At 66.9% G+C, this 17893-nt stretch carries 12 protein-coding genes; 9 read left to right on the top strand and 3 right to left on the bottom strand.

Going from position 1 to position 17893, the window contains the following annotated elements; genetic code table 11:
* Positions 1 to 43: 43 nt before the first annotated feature.
* A complete protein-coding gene (locus LG324_RS14460) occupies positions 44 to 445 on the top strand; it encodes a LysM peptidoglycan-binding domain-containing protein (RefSeq protein WP_404348978.1) in 402 nt (133 codons plus the stop codon).
* A gap of 272 nt (positions 446 to 717) precedes the next feature.
* Positions 718 to 897 (top strand): hypothetical protein, encoded by a 180-nt coding sequence (locus tag LG324_RS14455; RefSeq protein WP_404348976.1) that lies wholly within the window; start codon positions 718 to 720, stop codon positions 895 to 897.
* Between the two features lie 217 nt (positions 898 to 1114).
* On the opposite strand, the gene LG324_RS14450 is transcribed toward LG324_RS14455, so the two are convergent.
* On the bottom strand, positions 1115 to 1696 hold the full coding sequence (locus tag LG324_RS14450; protein ID WP_404348974.1) for a GNAT family N-acetyltransferase: 582 nt from the start codon (positions 1694 to 1696) through the stop codon (positions 1115 to 1117).
* A gap of 56 nt (positions 1697 to 1752) precedes the next feature.
* Between LG324_RS14450 and LG324_RS14445 the strand changes: the two genes are divergently transcribed.
* The gene (locus tag LG324_RS14445; protein WP_404348973.1) at positions 1753 to 2481 is read left to right on the top strand and encodes an ABC transporter substrate-binding protein; all 729 of its coding nucleotides are present in this window, start codon (positions 1753 to 1755) and stop codon (positions 2479 to 2481) included.
* A gap of 10 nt (positions 2482 to 2491) precedes the next feature.
* Here LG324_RS14445 and LG324_RS14440 read toward each other — a convergent pair whose 3' ends face one another.
* Positions 2492 to 2659, bottom strand: a complete 168-nt coding sequence (locus LG324_RS14440) for a hypothetical protein (protein ID WP_157577486.1) — start codon at positions 2657 to 2659, stop codon at positions 2492 to 2494.
* 184 nt (positions 2660 to 2843) lie between these two features.
* Between LG324_RS14440 and LG324_RS14435 the strand changes: the two genes are divergently transcribed.
* The 4 genes from LG324_RS14435 (at position 2844) to LG324_RS14420 (ending at position 8702) form a co-directional block, all read left to right on the top strand.
* The gene (locus tag LG324_RS14435) at positions 2844 to 3029 is read left to right on the top strand and encodes a hypothetical protein (RefSeq protein WP_030528098.1); all 186 of its coding nucleotides are present in this window, start codon (positions 2844 to 2846) and stop codon (positions 3027 to 3029) included.
* A 295-nt stretch (positions 3030 to 3324) separates the two neighbouring features.
* Positions 3325 to 3822, top strand: a complete 498-nt coding sequence (nrdR, locus tag LG324_RS14430) for a transcriptional regulator NrdR (RefSeq protein WP_030528099.1) — start codon at positions 3325 to 3327, stop codon at positions 3820 to 3822.
* Between the two features lie 58 nt (positions 3823 to 3880).
* Positions 3881 to 6847, top strand: coding sequence for a vitamin B12-dependent ribonucleotide reductase (locus LG324_RS14425; protein WP_404348969.1), 2967 nt, complete (start codon positions 3881 to 3883; stop codon positions 6845 to 6847).
* Positions 6848 to 7517: 670 nt separating this feature from the next.
* Positions 7518 to 8702: a hypothetical protein gene (locus LG324_RS14420; protein ID WP_404348967.1), complete on the top strand. Its 1185-nt coding sequence runs from the start codon at positions 7518 to 7520 to the stop codon at positions 8700 to 8702.
* Between the two features lie 99 nt (positions 8703 to 8801).
* On the opposite strand, the gene LG324_RS14415 is transcribed toward LG324_RS14420, so the two are convergent.
* The gene (locus tag LG324_RS14415) at positions 8802 to 11072 is read right to left on the bottom strand and encodes a DEAD/DEAH box helicase (RefSeq protein WP_404348965.1); all 2271 of its coding nucleotides are present in this window, start codon (positions 11070 to 11072) and stop codon (positions 8802 to 8804) included.
* A 500-nt stretch (positions 11073 to 11572) separates the two neighbouring features.
* Here LG324_RS14415 and LG324_RS14410 point away from each other — a divergent pair, with 500 nt between their 5' ends.
* Positions 11573 to 14983, top strand: coding sequence for a helicase-related protein (locus LG324_RS14410; RefSeq protein ID WP_404348963.1), 3411 nt, complete (start codon positions 11573 to 11575; stop codon positions 14981 to 14983).
* Positions 14984 to 15117: 134 nt separating this feature from the next.
* Complete coding sequence (locus LG324_RS14405; RefSeq protein WP_404348961.1) at positions 15118 to 17892, top strand: DUF1156 domain-containing protein; 2775 nt, start codon at positions 15118 to 15120, stop codon at positions 17890 to 17892.
* The last annotated feature ends 1 nt before the right edge of the window (position 17893 follow it).

Below are 17893 nucleotides of genomic sequence, written 5' to 3'. Positions count from 1 at the left end.
CACCGGTTCGACGGTGGCCCCGGCCGCCGGGATGGAGGACATGATGAGCGCGATCGCCTGGGACCCCACCGACCTCGGCCACACCCGCCCCGTGCCGGCGCGCCGCCCGCGGCTCGTCGTTCTCGAGGGCGGCGCCACCGGAGGGCGTGCGGCCCGCGCCGCACAGCCGGCGCTGCGGATCACCCGCCGCGGCCGCCTCGTGCTGCTCGTGCTCGCCACCCTCGCGCTGGCGGCAGCCCTCGGCCTGCGCGGCCTCGGGGGCGCGGGCGCCGTCGAGCCGGCCCACACCGTCTCGGTGTCGCCCGGCCAGACGCTGTCCGAGATCGCGTCCCGTGAGCTGCCCTCGATGTCCATCAGCGACGGCATCGTCGCCATCCAGCTCGCCAACGGGCTGAGCACCGCGCAGATCCGCGCCGGTCAGCAGCTGGTCGTCCCTGCGGGCTGAGCCGCCGCCGGGGGCGCCCGGTCCGGCGCGCCACGATCCCCGAGTCCCTCGACCCGACTCGGACGCCGGAGGGCGTCGTCTCCCGTGCAGAGGAGACGGCGCCCTCCGTGCTGTGTCCGGCCGGTGCCGGCCGCGCACCCCTGTCAAGCGCGCCACGCTCGGCCGAACGGGGGAGGGGGCATCCCCCGACCTGTCGGACCTCCGGGTCCCATCGGCCCGCGGGCACGCTCCGACGCTGCGCGACCCCCTTGTGCACGAACAGACTTCAAGGCATGCGGACACGTCGTCGCGGCTCCTACCGCCCCACCCACCACCCGGTCGTCCAGTGCGGCGGCCAGGGCCGGTGGCTCTGGTCGTGCGGCTGCGGAGCGCGCGGGTCCGCCACCTCGGGCGGCTGGCACGGTGCCTACACGGCGGCACTCGTGCACCACAGCCAGAGCCCCGGGGAATGAGACGTGCGGCCCGGGGATACACAGAGGGTCCCCGGGTCGCACCCCCTCGTCGTCGCTGGCTCTCCACCGACGCGACGACGGAGCGGGCGGCGCTGGCTGTCGTCTGCAGGGAGGCCGCGGCCCTCACGTCGCCGGGGCACCGCAGGTCCCCCCACTCCGACCCCCGACCGGGTCCGGGTGGGGGGATCGGCCGTCCCCGGCGCTGACGGGCCGAGGGTCAGGCCAGGGTCCGCCGCATGACCAGGCGCGGCATCCCGCTCGCGGTGGCGTCGGTGACACCGACCTCCTCGAAGCCGGCCCGCTCGAACATCGCCCGGGTCCCGACGAACGCCATCGTCAGGTCCAGCCGCCGCTCGCCGGGGTCGACCGGGTGGGCCTCGACCGCCGGCGCCCCCTGCTCGGCCGCCCAGGCCACGGCGCCCTCGATGAGGTGCGCCGTCACCCCCTGGCGCCGGTGGCCGCCGCGGACGACGACGCAGACGATGCTCCACACCGGGACGTCGTCGACCGGGTGGATCCTCGTCGAGTGCACGAGCCGCGGGATGTCGCTGCGCGCTCCGATGTTGCACCACCCGACCGGGACGCTGTCGCGGTAGGTGACGACCCCCGGCGGCACCGCACGCTCGCAGAGGCGTCGGGCGGCCTGCTCGCGGCTGCCGTCGCCGAGCTCGTCGATCTCGCGCTGCCGGAGCCGGTGCGAGAGGCACCAGCAGTGCGTCGCACGCCGGTTGGGGTTGACGACGTCCGCGAAGTCCTCGAAGCGGTCGGGCGTGACGGGGTGGGTCTCCCAGGTGGTCATGCCGCAGCCAAGCACCGCGCACCGACACCGCGCCACCACCTCCGTAGGGTCGGGGCGTGCGCATCGTCAGCCTCATCCCCTCGGCCACCGAGATCCTCTTCGCCCTCGGGGCGGGGGACGACGTCGTCGGCGTGACCTTCGAGTGCGACTTCCCGCCGGAGGCGCGCACGCGCCGGGTGGTCTCCACCTCCGCGCTGCCCGAGGGCCTGGCCCCGGGCGAGATCGACGTCTCGACCGTCGACGCCGCGCTGCGCCACCTCGGCTGCCGCGCCGCGGTCCTCACCGTCGACCCGCACACGCTCGAGGAGGTCCTCGCCTCCGTCGGCGCGGTGGGGGCGGCCGTCGGCCGCGAGACGGAGGCAGCGGCCCTCGTTGCGAGCCTGCGGCAGCGCCTCGACGCCGTGCGTACTCACGTCGCGGGGCGCCGGCGGCCGCGCGTCGCGGTGCTCGAGTGGACCGACCCGCCGTTCGCGCCGGGGCACTGGATCCCCGAGATGGTGCAGCTGGCCGGCGGCGAGTGCGTCCTCGGGGCGGCGGGGGAGCGGTCGGTCGCCATCGGGTGGGAGGACCTCGCCGCATCCAGGCCGGAGGTCGTCGTCGTCGCGCCGTGCGGCTACGACCGCGAGGGGGCGCAGCGCCAGGCCGACGTGCTCGTCGCCGCCCGGGTGCTGCCCGACGGCGTCGTCGTCCACGCGGTCGACGCGGACGGGCTGTGGGCGCGGCCGGGGCCGCGGCTCGTCGACGGCGTCGAGGAGCTGGCGGGCCTCCTGCACCCGCGCGGGTGAGCTCCGGGGGTCAGTGCCGGCGCAGCCGATGGTCCTCGTCGTCGTGCGCGGCCTGGGTGCGACGCCCGAGCGCCGCGACGCCGACGAGGAGGAGGTCGAGCAGCGGCGAGGCCGGGCCGTGGCCCGGCTCGCGACGCGAGGTCGCGCCCTCGGTGTAGCGGCCCAGAGGGCCTTCCATGGTGTAACCCATCACGTGTCCTCCCAGACGCGTTGCCCCCGACTTCTCCCTGACATTCACCAGAGTCGCATCAGGATTTGGTCAAGGATTGGCAAAGTCGGCGCGCCCCGGGTGTTCGGCGGTGCAGACCTGGCCGAACGGACGATGCCCGTATCACCGCGCGCGCCGGGGTCTCCTGAGGGCCATGAGCACCTTCCGTCGGCGGACCGCCCGCCGCAGCCACCACCCGGTCGTCGGGTGCGACGCCCGTGGCCGGTGGCACTGGGAGTGCGGCTGCGGGGCCGGCGCGCGGGGGAGCGCGGGGCCGAGCGACTGGCACGGTGCCGTCATCGCGGCGCTGGTCCACCAGGGCGCTGCGCCGGGGGAGTGACCCCCAGATCTGGTGCCTCAGGCGTCACATCCGTCCCACTGGTGGTGGTGCGACACGCCGTGGACCGTCGTCGCGGAGGGGTCCGCACCCCCGCTGACCTGCGCAAACAGCCGAACGGCCGATCTTCGAGCTCCCCCTGTTGCGTCGCGGGTCACACGGATGGCACGATGAGCCACAACATCTAGTGGTTACACCGCTGTAGTTCGTCCACATCTTGTGCACACGAAATGCCAGTTCTCCACAGGTTGTTCACACGAGAGTCCACCGTTCCGTCCACAGGGGGAGGCCCGCCGTCATGCACTGTCCGTTCTGCCGGCACACCGACTCCCGGGTCATGGACTCCCGCACGACCGACGACGGCGCGGCCATCCGCCGCCGCCGCCAGTGCCCGGAGTGCGGCCGCCGGTTCACCACCGTCGAGACCGCCAGCCTGAGCGTCGTCAAGCGCTCCGGCGCCACCGAGCCGTTCAGCCGGGCGAAGGTCCTCGTCGGTGTCCGCAAGGCCTGCCAGGGCCGCCCGGTCACCGAGGACGACCTCGCCATCCTCGCCCAGAAGGTGGAGGAGTCGATCCGCAGTGCGGGCTCGGCCGAGATCGACGCGCACGAGGTCGGCCTGGCCGTCCTCGAGCCGCTGCGCGAGCTCGACGAGGTCGCCTACCTGCGCTTCGCCTCCGTCTACCAGGCCTTCGACTCCCTCGAGGACTTCGAGTCGGCCATCACCCTCCTGCGCGCCGAACGCGAGGCGACCGCGCAGGAACCGCAGGCCACCGCGCCTGTCACACCCCAGCAGTAGAACAGCACCACCAGGTCACCACCGCCCCCGGGAGAGGGGCAGAAGGAAGGGAAGAGGCATGACCGATGTCGCCGGAGCACGTGCAGGTGCCCGCAAGGCCGCCAAGGGCAAGGGGGTGAAGATCGAGCGGATCTACACCACCCCGGGCGTGCACCCCTACGACGAGGTGACCTGGGAGAAGCGCGACGTCGTCCAGCAGAACTGGAAGACCGGCGAGACGATCTTCGAGCAGCGCGGGGTCGAGTTCCCCGACTTCTGGAGCGTCAACGCCTCCACCATCGTCACGACGAAGTACTTCCGCGGCGCGGTCGGCACGCCCGAGCGCGAGACCGGGCTCAAGCAGCTCATCGACCGTGTCGTCCTCACCTACGTCAAGGCGGGCAAGGACTACGACTACTTCTCGAACGCCGACGACGCCGAGATCTTCGAGCACGAGCTGACCTACGCCCTGCTGCACCAGGTGTTCAGCTTCAACTCGCCGGTCTGGTTCAACGTCGGGACCAAGAGCCCGCAGCAGGTCAGCGCCTGCTTCATCCTCTCGGTCGACGACTCGATGGACTCCATCCTCAACTGGTACAAGGAGGAGGGCTTCATCTTCAAGGGCGGCTCGGGCGCGGGCCTCAACCTCTCGCGCATCCGCTCCTCCAAGGAGCTCCTCTCCTCCGGCGGCACCGCCTCCGGCCCGGTCTCCTTCATGCGCGGCGCCGACGCGTCCGCGGGCACCATCAAGTCCGGTGGCGCCACCCGCCGCGCGGCGAAGATGGTCGTCCTCGACGTCGACCACCCGGACATCGTCGAGTTCGTCGAGACCAAGGCGCGCGAGGAGGACAAGATCCGCGCCCTGCGCGACGCCGGCTTCGACATGGACCTCGGCGGCAAGGACATCACCTCCGTCCAGTACCAGAACGCGAACAACTCGGTCCGCGTCAACGACGCCTTCATGCGCGCCGTCCAGGACGGCACCGAGTTCGGCCTCACCTCGCGGATGGACGGCTCGGTCATCGAGACCGTCGACGCCCGCGAGCTCATGGGCAAGATCGCCAAGGCCGCCTGGGAGTGCGCCGACCCGGGCATCCAGTACGACGACACGATCAACGACTGGCACACCAACCCCGAGACCGGCCGCATCACCGCGTCCAACCCGTGCTCGGAGTACATGTCGCTCGACAACTCCTCGTGCAACCTCGCCTCGCTCAACCTCCTGAAGTTCCTCAAGGACGACGACACCTTCGACGCCGTCACCTTCCAGAAGGTCGTCGAGCTCGTCATCACGGCGATGGACATCTCGATCTGCTTCGCGGACTTCCCGACCGAGTCGATCGGCGCCACGACCCGCGACTACCGCCAGCTGGGCATCGGCTACGCCAACCTCGGTGCGCTGCTCATGGCCACGGGTCACGGGTACGACTCCGACGGTGGCCGCGCGCTCGCCGCGACGATCACCTCGCTGCTCACCGGTGCCGCCTACAAGCGCTCTGCCGAGCTCGCCGCGGTCGTCGGCCCGTACGCCGGCTACGCCCGCAACGCGGACGCCCACCAGCGCGTCATGCGCAAGCACGCCGCCGCCAACGACGCGGTCCGCACGATCTCCACGATGGACAAGGACATCCACCGGGTCGCCACGAAGGCCTGGGACGACGTCGTCAAGCTCGGTGAGAAGAACGGCTACCGCAACGCGCAGGCCTCCGTGCTCGCGCCCACCGGGACCATCGGCTTCATGATGGACTGCGACACGACCGGCATCGAGCCGGACTTCTCGCTCGTCAAGTTCAAGAAGCTCGTCGGCGGCGGCTCGATGCAGATCGTCAACCTGACGATCCCGCGGGCCCTGCGCAAGCTCGGCTACACCGAGGAGACCGTCGAGGCGATCGTCGAGTACATCGCCGACAAGGGCCACGTCATCGACGCGCCGGGCCTGAAGACCGAGCACTACGAGGTCTTCGACACGGCGATGGGTGCGCGCGCCATCTCCCCGATGGGCCACGTCCGGATGATGGCCGCCACGCAGCCGTTCCTCTCCGGCGCGATCAGCAAGACGGTCAACCTGCCGGAGACGGCGACCGTCGAGGAGATCGAGGAGGTCTACGTCCAGGGCTGGAAGATGGGCCTGAAGGCGCTGGCCGTCTACCGCGACAACTGCAAGGTCGGCCAGCCGCTGTCCGACGGTGGCTCGACCGCCAAGGACGCCGCCGCCGACAAGGCCTCGGCCGCCGTCGCCGCCGCGACCACGGAGATCGTCGAGAAGGTCGTCTACCGGCCGACGCGTGAGCGCCTGCCGAAGCGCCGCAGCTCGCAGACGACGTCGTTCGCCGTGGGCGGAGCCGAGGGCTACCTCACCGCCGGCACGTACGAAGACGGCCGCCTCGGCGAGGTGTTCCTCAAGTTCGGCAAGCAGGGCTCCACGCTCGCCGGTGTCATGGACGCCTTCTCGATCGTCACCTCGGTCGCGCTGCAGTACGGCGTGCCGCTCGAGACGTTCGTCGAGAAGTTCACAAACATGCGCTTCGAGCCGGCCGGCATGACGGACGACCCGGACGTGCGGATGGCGCAGTCGCTCATGGACTACGTGTTCCGCCGGCTGGCGCTGGACCACCTGGACTTCGACACCCGCTCGTACATGGGCATCCACACGGCGGAGGAGCGGGCTCGCCAGCTCGAGACCGGCTCCTACGCACCGGAGTCCGGCGAGTCGGACGAGGAGCTCGTCGAGGAGATCGAGTCCCTCTCGGTCGGCATCGGCGCCACGTCGAAGAAGGCCGAGGAGCCCGCCTCCTCGTCCGCGCCGGCCCCGGCCGACGCGCCTTCCTCGGACGCGGGCTCCGCGGCCACGGTGGCGTCCGGCTCGGGTGCGGCCTCGGCCCGTGAGGTCTCCGCGGAGATCCACTCCTCGGCCGACCTCCTCGCGGCGTTCGGCAACTCCAAGGCCGCCGACGCCCCAATGTGCATGACCTGCGGGACGAAGATGCGCCCCGCCGGCTCCTGCTACGTCTGCGAGGGGTGCGGCTCCACCAGCGGCTGCAGCTGACGCACCAGCCACACGACAAGGGTCCGGGCGGAAACCACTCCGCCCGGGCCCGCGTCGTGCCGCCTGAGGGTGCGTGAACCTAAGCCCTCGCCGGCGTGTTGTATCCCCGTCGTACAGCGCTGACGAGAATCAAGACGAGAAACTTGCTGAGCCAGGGGGCGTGTGTGCCACGCGGATCGAGAGAACGTCCGACAGAGCAACTAGTTCAGACGCCAGCGCACGAGATATTCAACTTCGCAGGCCCCATCTACCCGAGCCTATGCCGGAGACTGAGTAGAAGAGGTCGGTGCCTCTGAAGTTTGCGGAGTCGGATGAATGGCTCTCGATGACGTGGCGCACGACCGCCTGCCATGACTGCGGCAGAGGTGAACGCAACTGTGCGACGCGCTCGTAGATCTCGCTCAAGTCCCCTTCGCCACCAAGGTCGCGCAGTGCGCTACTGATGTCGTCCTTCCAAGGTCTCACAGCCCTCAGAGTAATGACTGAGGGCGAGAGACTTGCTGGTAGTGCGCCCAAGCAGACTTGCGCATCGAGACGACACAGCTGATGGGGTCGATTCGTACTCCAAGTAGTCGAGTTTCTTGCAGCTTCCGACAAGGAACGGTGAGAGACGGATAGGTTCGCTCATCGGGGGTGGCCTGGCCGATGGAAGAGCTCGAAATTGCTATGAATGGAGAGGCGCTTGTCTACCGAAAATCACGACTCGCAGGGCGAGGGCGCGACTAGCCCAGACGAGCGAGAGGCAGTCGAAGGGGAACTTCAAGGGCTCAAGGCCTTCGCGCAGACCCTCTCGCTCGATGACCTCAAGGGCGGATCGTGGTTCGCCAAGTTGCTGACGTTCTCTCTCGCCCGGTACGTCGAGAAGGTGGATGCGCACTACTTTCGAACGAAGTACCCTCATCTGCCCCCCGACGCGGTGGCCGATGCTCGGATCCAGCTGGCATCGCGCTACGCGGGCATCGAGGGTGGATTGAGCGCGAGTGCGTACACGGGAGCGGTAGCCGCCACTATGGGTAGTGGAGGTGGCGCGTCACCGGTCACCGTGCCCGGAGGCGTAGCAAGCTTCGCCGTAGATCTCTTGTTCGTCACGCAAGTTCAACTTCGCCTCGCATATGACATCGCGGTCCTTTACGGCGTCCCCCTGGACCTCGACGATCCGGAAGACGTGTGGAAACTGATCCGCGTCGCATTCGCCGTGAAGAGCGGAGAGATGGGCCGAGGGGCGGCATCGAAGGGAGCCCCTGCGATTTTGCGCCCAGTTCTGAAGAAAGTCTTCAGCGGCTCGACGCTGGCCACTGCCAAGAGCCTCCCGGTGGTGGGGAAGTACCTGCTCCAACGCAACATCATCAAGTTCGCGATACCCGTCGTGAGTGTTCCGATTTCGACGGGCGTGAACTACTGGTCGACGCGAATTGCCGGTCGACACGCCCAAAGAATCTTCCGCCACGACGCGCAGATTTTGGAGGTCGCCCGGCGGGTCACGAGCCGCACCCATCTGCACGACGAGCTCGTCTGGGTCCTCTGGCTCATCTCGACTGTCGACGGGCCGGCTCGGGACGACGAACGACGACTCGTTCACGAGGTCACGTCGATCCTGTACAAGCTCGAGAAGGACATTCCGGCATTAGAGGAGCTGCGGGAGGTCGTCGATCTCGAGCCCTCGGTTGTTTGGGCGAAGGTGAACGCAGCCCGTGGAGATCGAGCGGGCCTCTACGATGCAGCCGTCCTGGCGGCGGTGATCGACGGCGAGGTGAGCGCGGGCGAGCTCACGGCTCTCAGAGACCTCGCGGATCTATGTGCGAGCGAGTTCGACGCGGGGGCAATCCGTCAAGAGGCGCGTAGGAATCGGTGGTAGCGGACCGAACGCCGCGCGATCCGACGTAGGAGGACTGCACACGTATCGCTTCGCGCGTGCACGACGAAGAGACACACGGGGCCTGGCTGGGTCCCGGCGCTATTCCGCGTGGTTGGGGGCCGCCGAGAACAAGCGCCCTCGTTCGGCGGCGACGACCTCACGGGCTAGCTGGGCTTCAGTGACGTCGAACGCCTCGGGAGCGCTGCCCGCCGTTTCGCTGACACGAGCGAAGTCCTCGAAGAGCATTCGCTTTGTCGCCAGGATCTCGGTAACGCGCTGATCGACCCCTTCCTCAGAGAGGAGGCGATGCACTTGCACTTTGTCGAGCTGGCCCATCCTGCGGGCCCGGGCGATGGCCTGCCACTCGGTAGTTGGCTTGAGCTGAGGTTCGCAGATGACCACAACGGAGGCAGCTTGGATGTTGAGGCCGACCCCTCCGGCGACGATCTGCGATACCAGAACGGCACCGTGGCTGGCAGATGAGAACTGGTCGACTATCACTTGGCGCGCTCCGGCAGGGACAGAGCCTGTTAGTGGACCGAAGACTTGCCCCGGCAGAGCACTTGCCACCTTGTCCAAGACTTCTCGAAAGTGGGAGAAGACAATGACGCGACGGCCGTTGTCCTCGGCCTCCTTGACGACCTCCACCAGCCGCCTCAGCTTCTCGGACTTGTCTCCCGAGATCATCGCGGCCTGGCGCATGGCCATGAAGTTGCCTGCCAACACCGCGTCTCGGTAGCAACTGGTGTCCTGCGTCGACATCGGGAGCCACTCGTCGACCTCTACAAGGTCAGGTAGTTCGGTCAGCACGTCCTCTTGGTTCCGGCGCAGGTAAGCCGGCGCCACCTGTCGGCGGAACCGCTGCGGCGCGAGCTCATCGGCATCCACAATGAGGTCCGGGCGGATGTACCCGACGAGTGCGCGGAACTCGTCCAGGCGATTCTCCAAAGGCGTTCCAGTCAAAAGGACAGATCGTTTGGAACGCTTGATGAGCCTGGCGGTTCGTTCTGAGCGCTGAGCGTTGGGGTTCTTCACGTAGTGCGCCTCGTCCACGACGACGCATGCCACGGTCTGGTCGCCTGGCAGTTGGGGCTCCAGCCAGGCGAGCGTCTCAAAGGTCGTCACGGCCACGCCACCCCCGCGGAGCCAGCCGCGCAGTCCGGCCTCCCGGCTAGTCCCATGTAGGCGATGAACCCGCAGAGCCGACTTCGACTGCACCTCGCGCATCCAGTTGGTCACGACAGCGGCTGGGCAGATAACCAGCATGTGGTGGCCCCCCTTGGCCCGGAGATGAGCCATGACGGCCAGAGCCTCCACCGTTTTTCCCAGCCCCATCTCGTCTCCGAGGATGACCTTCCGCTGGACTAGCGCGAAGCGCGCGCCAAAACTCTGGTAGCCGCGCAGGGAGGCCGACAGGTGTTGAGTGTTCAGTTCAAGTCGGCGCACCGCGTCGACGATGTGGTCGGGGAGGTCTCCGTGGGTCTTCTCCTCGTCTTCGGTCAGGAAGCCGAGTTCCGACAGCATCGCGAAGTAGTCGGCGGGCCGCTGGAGGAAGTCGTCCCAGGGTCCCTGCGCGCCCCCGCTGACCTTGGCGGTGGTGAGACTGCGCCCACGGGAGGTAACCGCCTCTACGGCCTCGTGAAAGGAGGCGCTCGACGGCTCCTCGGACAGCAGGAGCAGGTGGGACACCTCCGAATCAAGCTCCTGCGCGAGGGGGGCTAGCGACTCGGTCCATGCCAAGTCGGTGGTGGCTCCCTTGGTCTGCCGCATGGCGTCCCACGCCGAGAGTCGGCGCAGCAGCTCGGTCGCAGCTCGGGAGCGGTTCTTCAAGTCGATGCGAACAGGCATCTCGTCATAGGTGGTCTGCCAGAGAGTCTGCGCTGCCCCTCGCATACGCGTGGCCGTGGTCGGCCCGATGCCCGGGAGGTGCTCGAGTCGGTTGCCGTGGGCGAGCACGTCCTTGACCGTGGCGATGCCGGCATCGGTGAGCGGGGTGATGCGCAGGCGGTCGCGGGTGGCCTCCTTGAGCCTTACGACCGGCATGTCCTGCAACAGCCGTTCTACTTCGTGGCGGCGGAGCTCTTCGGCCGCCTTGAGCACGTCCGCTCGGTAGCGCTCTTCCCGGCGCAGAGCCCCTTCAATGGTCTGCACTGCGTCGCGGAGGTGAGCCACGGTCGCAACAGGCAGGGCCTCCTGACTGCGGCCAAGATCACGAAGATGGGGTGCCAAGCCCACCCAGTCGCTGAGCGCATCCCCGCTAGAAACGCGCCGGTGAGCGGGTAGGGCTGCCGGGGCGCTGCGCTCGATGAGTCCCGCCAGGTTCACCGCGATCGCCCAGTCGCGGTACGCGCGCAGGTAGCGAGCGGCCACCGTCCCTGCCTGACGTCTCTTGCCACCGACGACGAGCCGCCGGGCACCAGTCGCCGTCCTGCCTTGTCTCACAAACGAAGCGGTCTCGTCGAGCAACCGATCGAGGAGCTCCGATTCCGTGGGCGTCATGACCGGCAGCTGACGCTCATGAGCAATGAGTCCAAGAGCTTCCTCATGCCGGTGGCGCAAGGGAAGGACCCGCCAGCGCAAACGACCGTCGTGGTGCACCTCCACAACGGCCTGCCGGAGTTGGGCAACGGCGTGTGCTCCCGCTGCCTCGACCTGCGCCCGACCCGCCAGCACCGATCGAGCCCTCTCGATCCATTCCCCGACTTCGTCGCTAGCCGCGCGAAGCTCTTGCCGCTCGTCTCGTTCCATTGTCCCCGTCGGTCCGTCGCTGTGCTGAGAAGGTTAACGGGGGCCCCAGTGGCGATCGTGTTGCGATGAGTCGTGTCGGGCCCTTGGACTACCGTGGGGCGGCTGGCAACGAGGGAGTGGAAATGCTGCTGGAGCAAGTGAAGGCGGGGCTGCGTCTGGACGGCCTCATCCCTGGCGAACCTGTCACCGTGATCGCGGCACAGTGGCATGGGCTCGATGCTCTTGAGCTCACCTACAAGACGTCCTCGGGCCAGCTTGGTCAGCAGGTGGTCTTTCGCAAGGACGAGGCCCAGCTGTCGCCGGCGCAGAGTCGAAGCCGAGCCTTCGACGCTGAGGCGAGCGTGTTCAAGCTAGTCGCCGAGGCCCAGCGCATCACGCTGGCCGGGCTCTTCGATCCGATGCTTGCCGTGGCCACCAGCGACGTTCAGCCCTTGCCCCATCAGATCCGGGCTGTGTACGGGGAACTTCTGCCTCGCACCCCCTTGCGGTTCCTCCTCGCCGACGACCCCGGCGCCGGCAAGACGATCATGGCTGGGCTCTACATCAAGGAACTGCTGCTCCGCGATGACGTCAAGCAGTGCCTGATTATCGCCCCTGGCGGGCTGGTCGAGCAGTGGCAGGACGAGCTCTTCTTCAAGTTCGGCCTCCGGTTCGATCTGCTCACCAACCAGCTCATCGATGCCCAGGCGAACTTCAACGTCTTCGAGACCAACCCGCTCCTCATCGCGCGGATGGACCAGCTGTCTCGCAACGAGCAGCTCCAGGCCCAGCTCAAGGAGACCGAGTGGGACCTGATCATCGTCGATGAGGCGCACCGGATGGGCGCCCACTACTTCGGCGGCGAGCTGCGCAAGACTAAGCGTTTCCTGCTCGGAGAATTGCTCGGCCAGATCACTCGTCACCTGCTTCTCATGACGGCGACGCCGCACTCCGGCAAGGAAGAGGACTTCCAACTCTTCCTGACACTGCTCGACCGCGATCGCTTCGAAGGGAAGCAGAAGAAGAGCACGGACCTCAGCGGCGTGATGCGCCGGATGGTCAAGGAGGATCTCCTGACCTTTGAGGGCAAGAAACTCTTCCCCGAGCGTATCGCCGAGACGGTGCCCTACGAGCTGACCGCGCTGGAGTACGACCTTTACGAACACGTCACGCACTACGTCCGTGAGGGAATGAACCGCGCTGACCGAGTCGGTGGCAAGCGCAAGAACACCGTCGGCTTCGCCCTCACCGTCCTCCAGCGGCGCTTGGCCTCGAGCCCCGAAGCGATCCTCAAGAGCCTGGTCCGGCGCTGCGAGCGGCTGGAGCGCAAGAAACAGGAGATCCAGAACGGCACCTACCGCGAAGTCGACCCGAACATCGACCTGAGCGAGATCGATGACGACGAGTTCAATGCCGAGGAGATCGAGGCGGCTGAGGAGGAACTGCTCGACGCTGCCACCGCCGCCCAGACCGTTGAGGAGCTCAACACCGAACTCCTTGAACTCGCGGACCTCGTTCAGACCGCGAGGCTGGTGCGCGAGGCCGGCACCGATCGCAAGTGGACTGAGTTGTCGAACATCCTTCAGGACCACGCCCTCGTCACCGACAAGAACGGTTGGCCGCGGAAGTTCATCATCTTCACCGAACACCGCGACACCCTCGACTACCTGCAAGGCAAGATCGGCTCGCTGCTCGGCAGGCCCGACGCCGTGCGCGCGATTCACGGTGGAGTACGTCGGGCGGAGCGTCGCCAGATCACCGAGGAGTTCACCAAAAACCGCGACTGCCAGATTCTGCTGGCCACCGACGCAGCGGGCGAAGGTCTCAACCTCCAGGCCGCGCACCTGATGGTCAACTACGACCTCCCGTGGAACCCCAACCGCATCGAGCAGCGTTTCGGCCGCGTCCACCGCATCGGACAGGAGGAGGTCTGCCGACTCTGGAACCTCGTCGCCTCCAACACCCGAGAGGGCGAGGTGTTCACCCGGCTGCTGGAGAAGCTCGACCAAATGCGCCAGACCTACGGCGGCAGGGTCTTCGACGTCCTCGGCGAAGCCTTCAGTGACACCCCACTGCGCAACCTGCTGCTGGAAGCCATCCAGTACGGCGAGCGGGAGGACGTGAAAGCCAAGATGCACGAGGTCATCGATGCCTCCGTCGGGGACGGGCTCAAGGACCTCCTCGATGAGCGGGCCCTCGCGTCCGAGCACCTCGCGGATGCAGACCTGCACGCACTGCGTGCTGCCATGGACGAAGCACGGGCCCGTCGGCTCCAGCCGCACTACATCGAACTCGCGTTCAAGGCAGCGTTCGCCAAGCTGGGCGGTCGCATCGTCAAGCGCGAGCAGGGACGGTACGAGATCGCCAACGTGCCCCAGCACATCCGTTCGGCCGGTACCGGACCGATCGCCACGAAGTACGACCGGGTCACGTTCGACCTGGCCCGCGTCCAGCCGGACGACCTGAGTCGTGCGGACCTCCTCGCACCGGGCCACCCGCTCCACGACGCGGTCATGGGAGAGGCGATCCGCAACTTCGGCGGCGCTCTCAACCAGGGCACGGTCTTGGTCTCATCGACGCTCGAAGAGCCCCAGCTGCTGGTCGGGGTCGTCGAAGCTGTCGCCGATGCCACTGGCGAATCGGTGGCCCGTCGTTTTGGCTACGCCTACGTCGACCAGTTCGGCACCGTCACCCCCGCCGGCCCTGCGCCTTACCTTGACTGCGTGGCCGCCCCCGCAGGCCCCGCTGTCGACGCCGCCCGGCACCTAGCCTGGCTTGGCGAGGCCGAAGACAAGGCGATGAGCTGGATCATCGCCAACCAGCTCCCCGACTACCTCGCTGAGGTGCAGCCGCGACGGCGGGCGGAGCTCGAGAAGGCGCGTGACTTGGTGACGAAGCGCCTGAGCTCCGAAACGGAGCGCCTCCTGCTGGACGCCGCGGTCGCATCGGAGAAGGAGCAGAAGGACGAGAAGCCGAAGGAGTCGTCCGACAGCCTCAACCGCAAGGCCGTCGAGCTCGACACCCGGCTCCGCAAGCGCCTCGCGCTGCTCGATCAACAGCAGCTCATGTCGACCAAGCCGCCACACATCGTGACCGCGGCCCTGGTGCTGCCGATCGGGATGCTCGAGGGCGAGATCCCGGCCACCGCGCCCATGCACGCCAAGGAGACCAAGGAAATCGAGCGTCGCGGCGTGGACCTGGTGATGGCCCGAGAGCGGGACCTCGGCCGCAAGCCGGTCGAGCAGGCCTTCAACAACAAGGGCTTCGACATCCTCTCGACGGACGGCAACGGCGACACCTACCGCATCGAGGTCAAGGCCCGCATCGAGGGTGCCAAGGACTTCTTCGTCACCCACAACGAGGTCATGACCGGCAAGAACGCTGCCCCGCGCTACCGCCTCGCGCTCGTGAGAGTCGACACGCGCGGCCCGCAGTTCGACGAAGTGCGCTACCTCGGAGACCCGTTCGCCACCACTGACCTCGGTGACTTCGAGGCCACCGGTGTCCGCGGAGACTGGGCCAAGACCTGGGTCAAGGGCAGGTCGCCATTCTGATGCTGGAGGGTCGGGCGAATGACTCGCGTTCCATTAGAAGCGTGGGGCCCTATAGGTAAGTTGATGTACGCAATCACGCGCCGCATGGCGGCGAGGTTCGCCCGTCACCGCGGGCCCGGAGGGTTGAGGAACTAGTGCACAAGCGCAAGCTGATCGAGGTGGCTCTGCCGCTGGAGGCGATCAACCGTGAGTCCGCCCGGGAAAAGTCCATCAAGCACGGGCACCCGTCGACTCTGCACCTGTGGTGGGCGCGGAGGCCCCATACTGCAGCGCGTGCGGTCATCTTCGCGCAGCTTGTCGATGATCCTTCGTCCCGTCCGGACGAATTTCCAACGGAGGAGTTGCAGCGTCTCGAGCGTGATCGCCTTCACCAGCTGATTGAGCGCCTTGCCAATTGGGACAACAGCAGCAATCAGAGGCTGCTCGCGGAAGCTTGCGAAGAAATTCGAAAGTCGTCGAGTGGTGATCTTCCCGCGCTCCTCGATCCTTTCGCAGGCGGCGGAACGATCCCGCTCGAAGCACAGAGGCTCGGCCTTGAGGCCACCGGGTCTGACCTGAATCCTGTCGCAGTGCTGATCAATAAGGCACTGATCGATTTGCCGTCGGGGCTCCGTGGCCGAGCTCCGCTGTTTCCCGGCGTCACGGAAGCGGAGATCCCGACCTGGCAGGGACTCGAGGGGCTTGCAGCCGACGTCCGAGCGTACGGCGAGTGGATGCGGGACCGCGCTGCGGAGCGGCTCTCACACATGTTCCCAGCGGCAACCACTCCCGACGGACGCCGCTTGAAGGTCGTCGCATGGATGTGGGCTCGGACTGTTGCCTGCCCGAACCCGGCGTGCGCTATCGAAATGCCGCTCGTACGCTCGTGGTGGCTTCGAAACAAGAAGGGGAGCGAGCGGTACGTCGTCCCCCGGGTCGTCAAAGCACCAGAGCATCCCTCTGGGCAGCGGGTCGAGTTCTCCATCGGCGAGGGCGCAGGCGGCGCACCCACACCAGCAACCGACGGGACCGTCGGCCGAAGTGGCGCGTTCTGCATCGCCTGCAAGGCCTCGGTCGACCTCAAGTATGTTCGAGCCGAAGGTCAAGTTGGACGATTGTCGCATCAGTTGATGGCAATTGTCGCTGAGGGAAACCGGCAGCGTGTTTACCTCGCCCCTACCGCGTCCCACGTCGCAGCTGCAGATGTCCCCGAGCCGCCAGACATTCCGGTGCAGACAATGCCTGACCACAGCGTGAGCCCTTCGACCCATCAAACAATTCGAATCTATGGGTTTGACAGGTGGACCGACCTATTCACCCACCGACAGCTCTGGGTACTAGCCACGTTCAGTGATCTTGTGAAAGACGTGCACGAAAGGGTTGTTTCAGACGGCGGATCACGTGAGTACGCCGACGCCGTCGCCACGTACTTGGCAATGGCACTCTCGAAGGTCGCCGACCGCGGCTCAACCATCGTCACTTGGTTCTTGGGGCGTGAGAGCACACGGAACACGTTTGCTCGCCAGGCGCTACCGATGACTTGGGACTTCGTCGAGCCGAATCAGTTCGCAGACGGGACCGGGAGCTGGCGTGGTGCTGTTTCGTGGACGGCCGAAGCGCTCGCCGGACTTCCGACTGAGGGCGTCGCCGGACATGCCGAGACTGCCGACGCCTCGGCGCGGTCGTACGCGAACTTCGTCATCAGCACGGACCCTCCGTACTACGACAACATTGGGTACTCCGATCTATCGGACTTCTTCTACGTATGGCTCCGCAGGTCTCTTCGAGACATCCACCCGGCGCTGATGTCAACAATGCTCGTGCCGAAGGCCGACGAGCTCGTTGCGAATCCGTACCGACATGGCGGCCGCGAAGGGGCTCGTGGTTTTTTCGAGGATGGATTCCGGGACGTATTCGCACGCGCGCGAGAATCGGCCTCGAGGGAATACCCGATGACTGTCTGGTATGCCTTCAAGCAGAGCGATAGCGACGAGTCTGGCGAGGCATCCACGGGTTGGGAGACCCTGCTCGAGGGCATGATCCGGAGTGGATGGGAGATCACGTCCACGTGGCCGAGCCGCTCAGAGCTCAGCAACCGGATGATTGCAAGCGGCAAGAACGCGCTCGCTTCGTCAATTGTACTGTCCCTGCGACCCAGAGGTGAGGCGGCGCCAACTACAGACCGCCGTGGGTTCATCGCGGCCCTCGAAGGAGAACTCCCGGACGCCTTACGTAAGCTGCAGCAGGGCCGGATTGCACCGGTCGATCTTCCGCAAGCGGCAATTGGTCCGGGAATGGCTGTATTTAGCCGATACTCTGCGGTGCTCGAGCCACACGGAAAGAGGATGACTGTCCGGGCAGCACTAGCGCGAATAAACGAGATCCTTGATCAGGTGTTGAACGAGCAAGAGGGGGACTTCGACACGACCTCACGCTTCGCCATCGCGTGGTATCGACAGTACGGGTACGGCGTCGGGAAGTTCGGTGACGCGGACAGCCTGGCTCGCGCTCGCAACACGAGCGTTGACACCATGGACCGCGAAGAGGTCCTCACCAGCCGGGCGGGCAACGTTCAACTCATCAAGCCGGCCGATCTCTCGTGGGACTACTCCGTTCTCAAAGACACGCACACGAGCAACTGGGAGGCGCTGCACCATCTGATTAAGGTGCTGGAACGCGACGGCATAGCGCCGGCCGGCCAGTTCCTGAAAACTGCTCTCACGCGACCGGACAACGCCGTCGACGCAGATCTCGTGAAGGAACTAGCGCACCTCCTATTCCGCATCGCCGAGGGCAACGGGTGGACGAAGGACGCACTCAGCTTCAACAACTTGGTTACCAGCTGGCCGGAGATCCTCGACGCCGCCAGGAGTGTCAAGAAGCCTGCTGTCGCGCAGGCAGCGTTCGACTTCGACAGGGGGGACGACTGAC

Origin of the sequence: Phycicoccus jejuensis (assembly GCF_044797865.1) — a bacterium.
Taxonomy (GTDB): domain Bacteria; phylum Actinomycetota; class Actinomycetes; order Actinomycetales; family Dermatophilaceae; genus Phycicoccus; species Phycicoccus jejuensis.
Note: the sequence above shows the minus strand (reverse complement) of the source record. Positions and strands in the feature narration are given on the sequence as shown.

What these genes read in the sequence shown, in the direction of transcription:
- LG324_RS14450 (WP_404348974.1), bottom strand. Translation starts at nt 1,696, where the DNA reads ATGACCACCTGGGAGACCCACCCCGTCACGCCCGACCGCTTCGAGGAC.
- LG324_RS14460 (WP_404348978.1), top strand. Translation starts at nt 44, where the DNA reads ATGAGCGCGATCGCCTGGGACCCCACCGACCTCGGCCACACCCGCCCC.
- nrdR (WP_030528099.1), top strand. Translation starts at nt 3,325, where the DNA reads ATGCACTGTCCGTTCTGCCGGCACACCGACTCCCGGGTCATGGACTCC.
- LG324_RS14425 (WP_404348969.1), top strand. Translation starts at nt 3,881, where the DNA reads ATGACCGATGTCGCCGGAGCACGTGCAGGTGCCCGCAAGGCCGCCAAG.
- LG324_RS14435 (WP_030528098.1), top strand. Translation starts at nt 2,844, where the DNA reads ATGAGCACCTTCCGTCGGCGGACCGCCCGCCGCAGCCACCACCCGGTC.
- LG324_RS14420 (WP_404348967.1), top strand. Translation starts at nt 7,518, where the DNA reads ATGGAGAGGCGCTTGTCTACCGAAAATCACGACTCGCAGGGCGAGGGC.
- LG324_RS14440 (WP_157577486.1), bottom strand. Translation starts at nt 2,659, where the DNA reads ATGGAAGGCCCTCTGGGCCGCTACACCGAGGGCGCGACCTCGCGTCGC.
- LG324_RS14455 (WP_404348976.1), top strand. Translation starts at nt 718, where the DNA reads ATGCGGACACGTCGTCGCGGCTCCTACCGCCCCACCCACCACCCGGTC.
- LG324_RS14410 (WP_404348963.1), top strand. Translation starts at nt 11,573, where the DNA reads ATGCTGCTGGAGCAAGTGAAGGCGGGGCTGCGTCTGGACGGCCTCATC.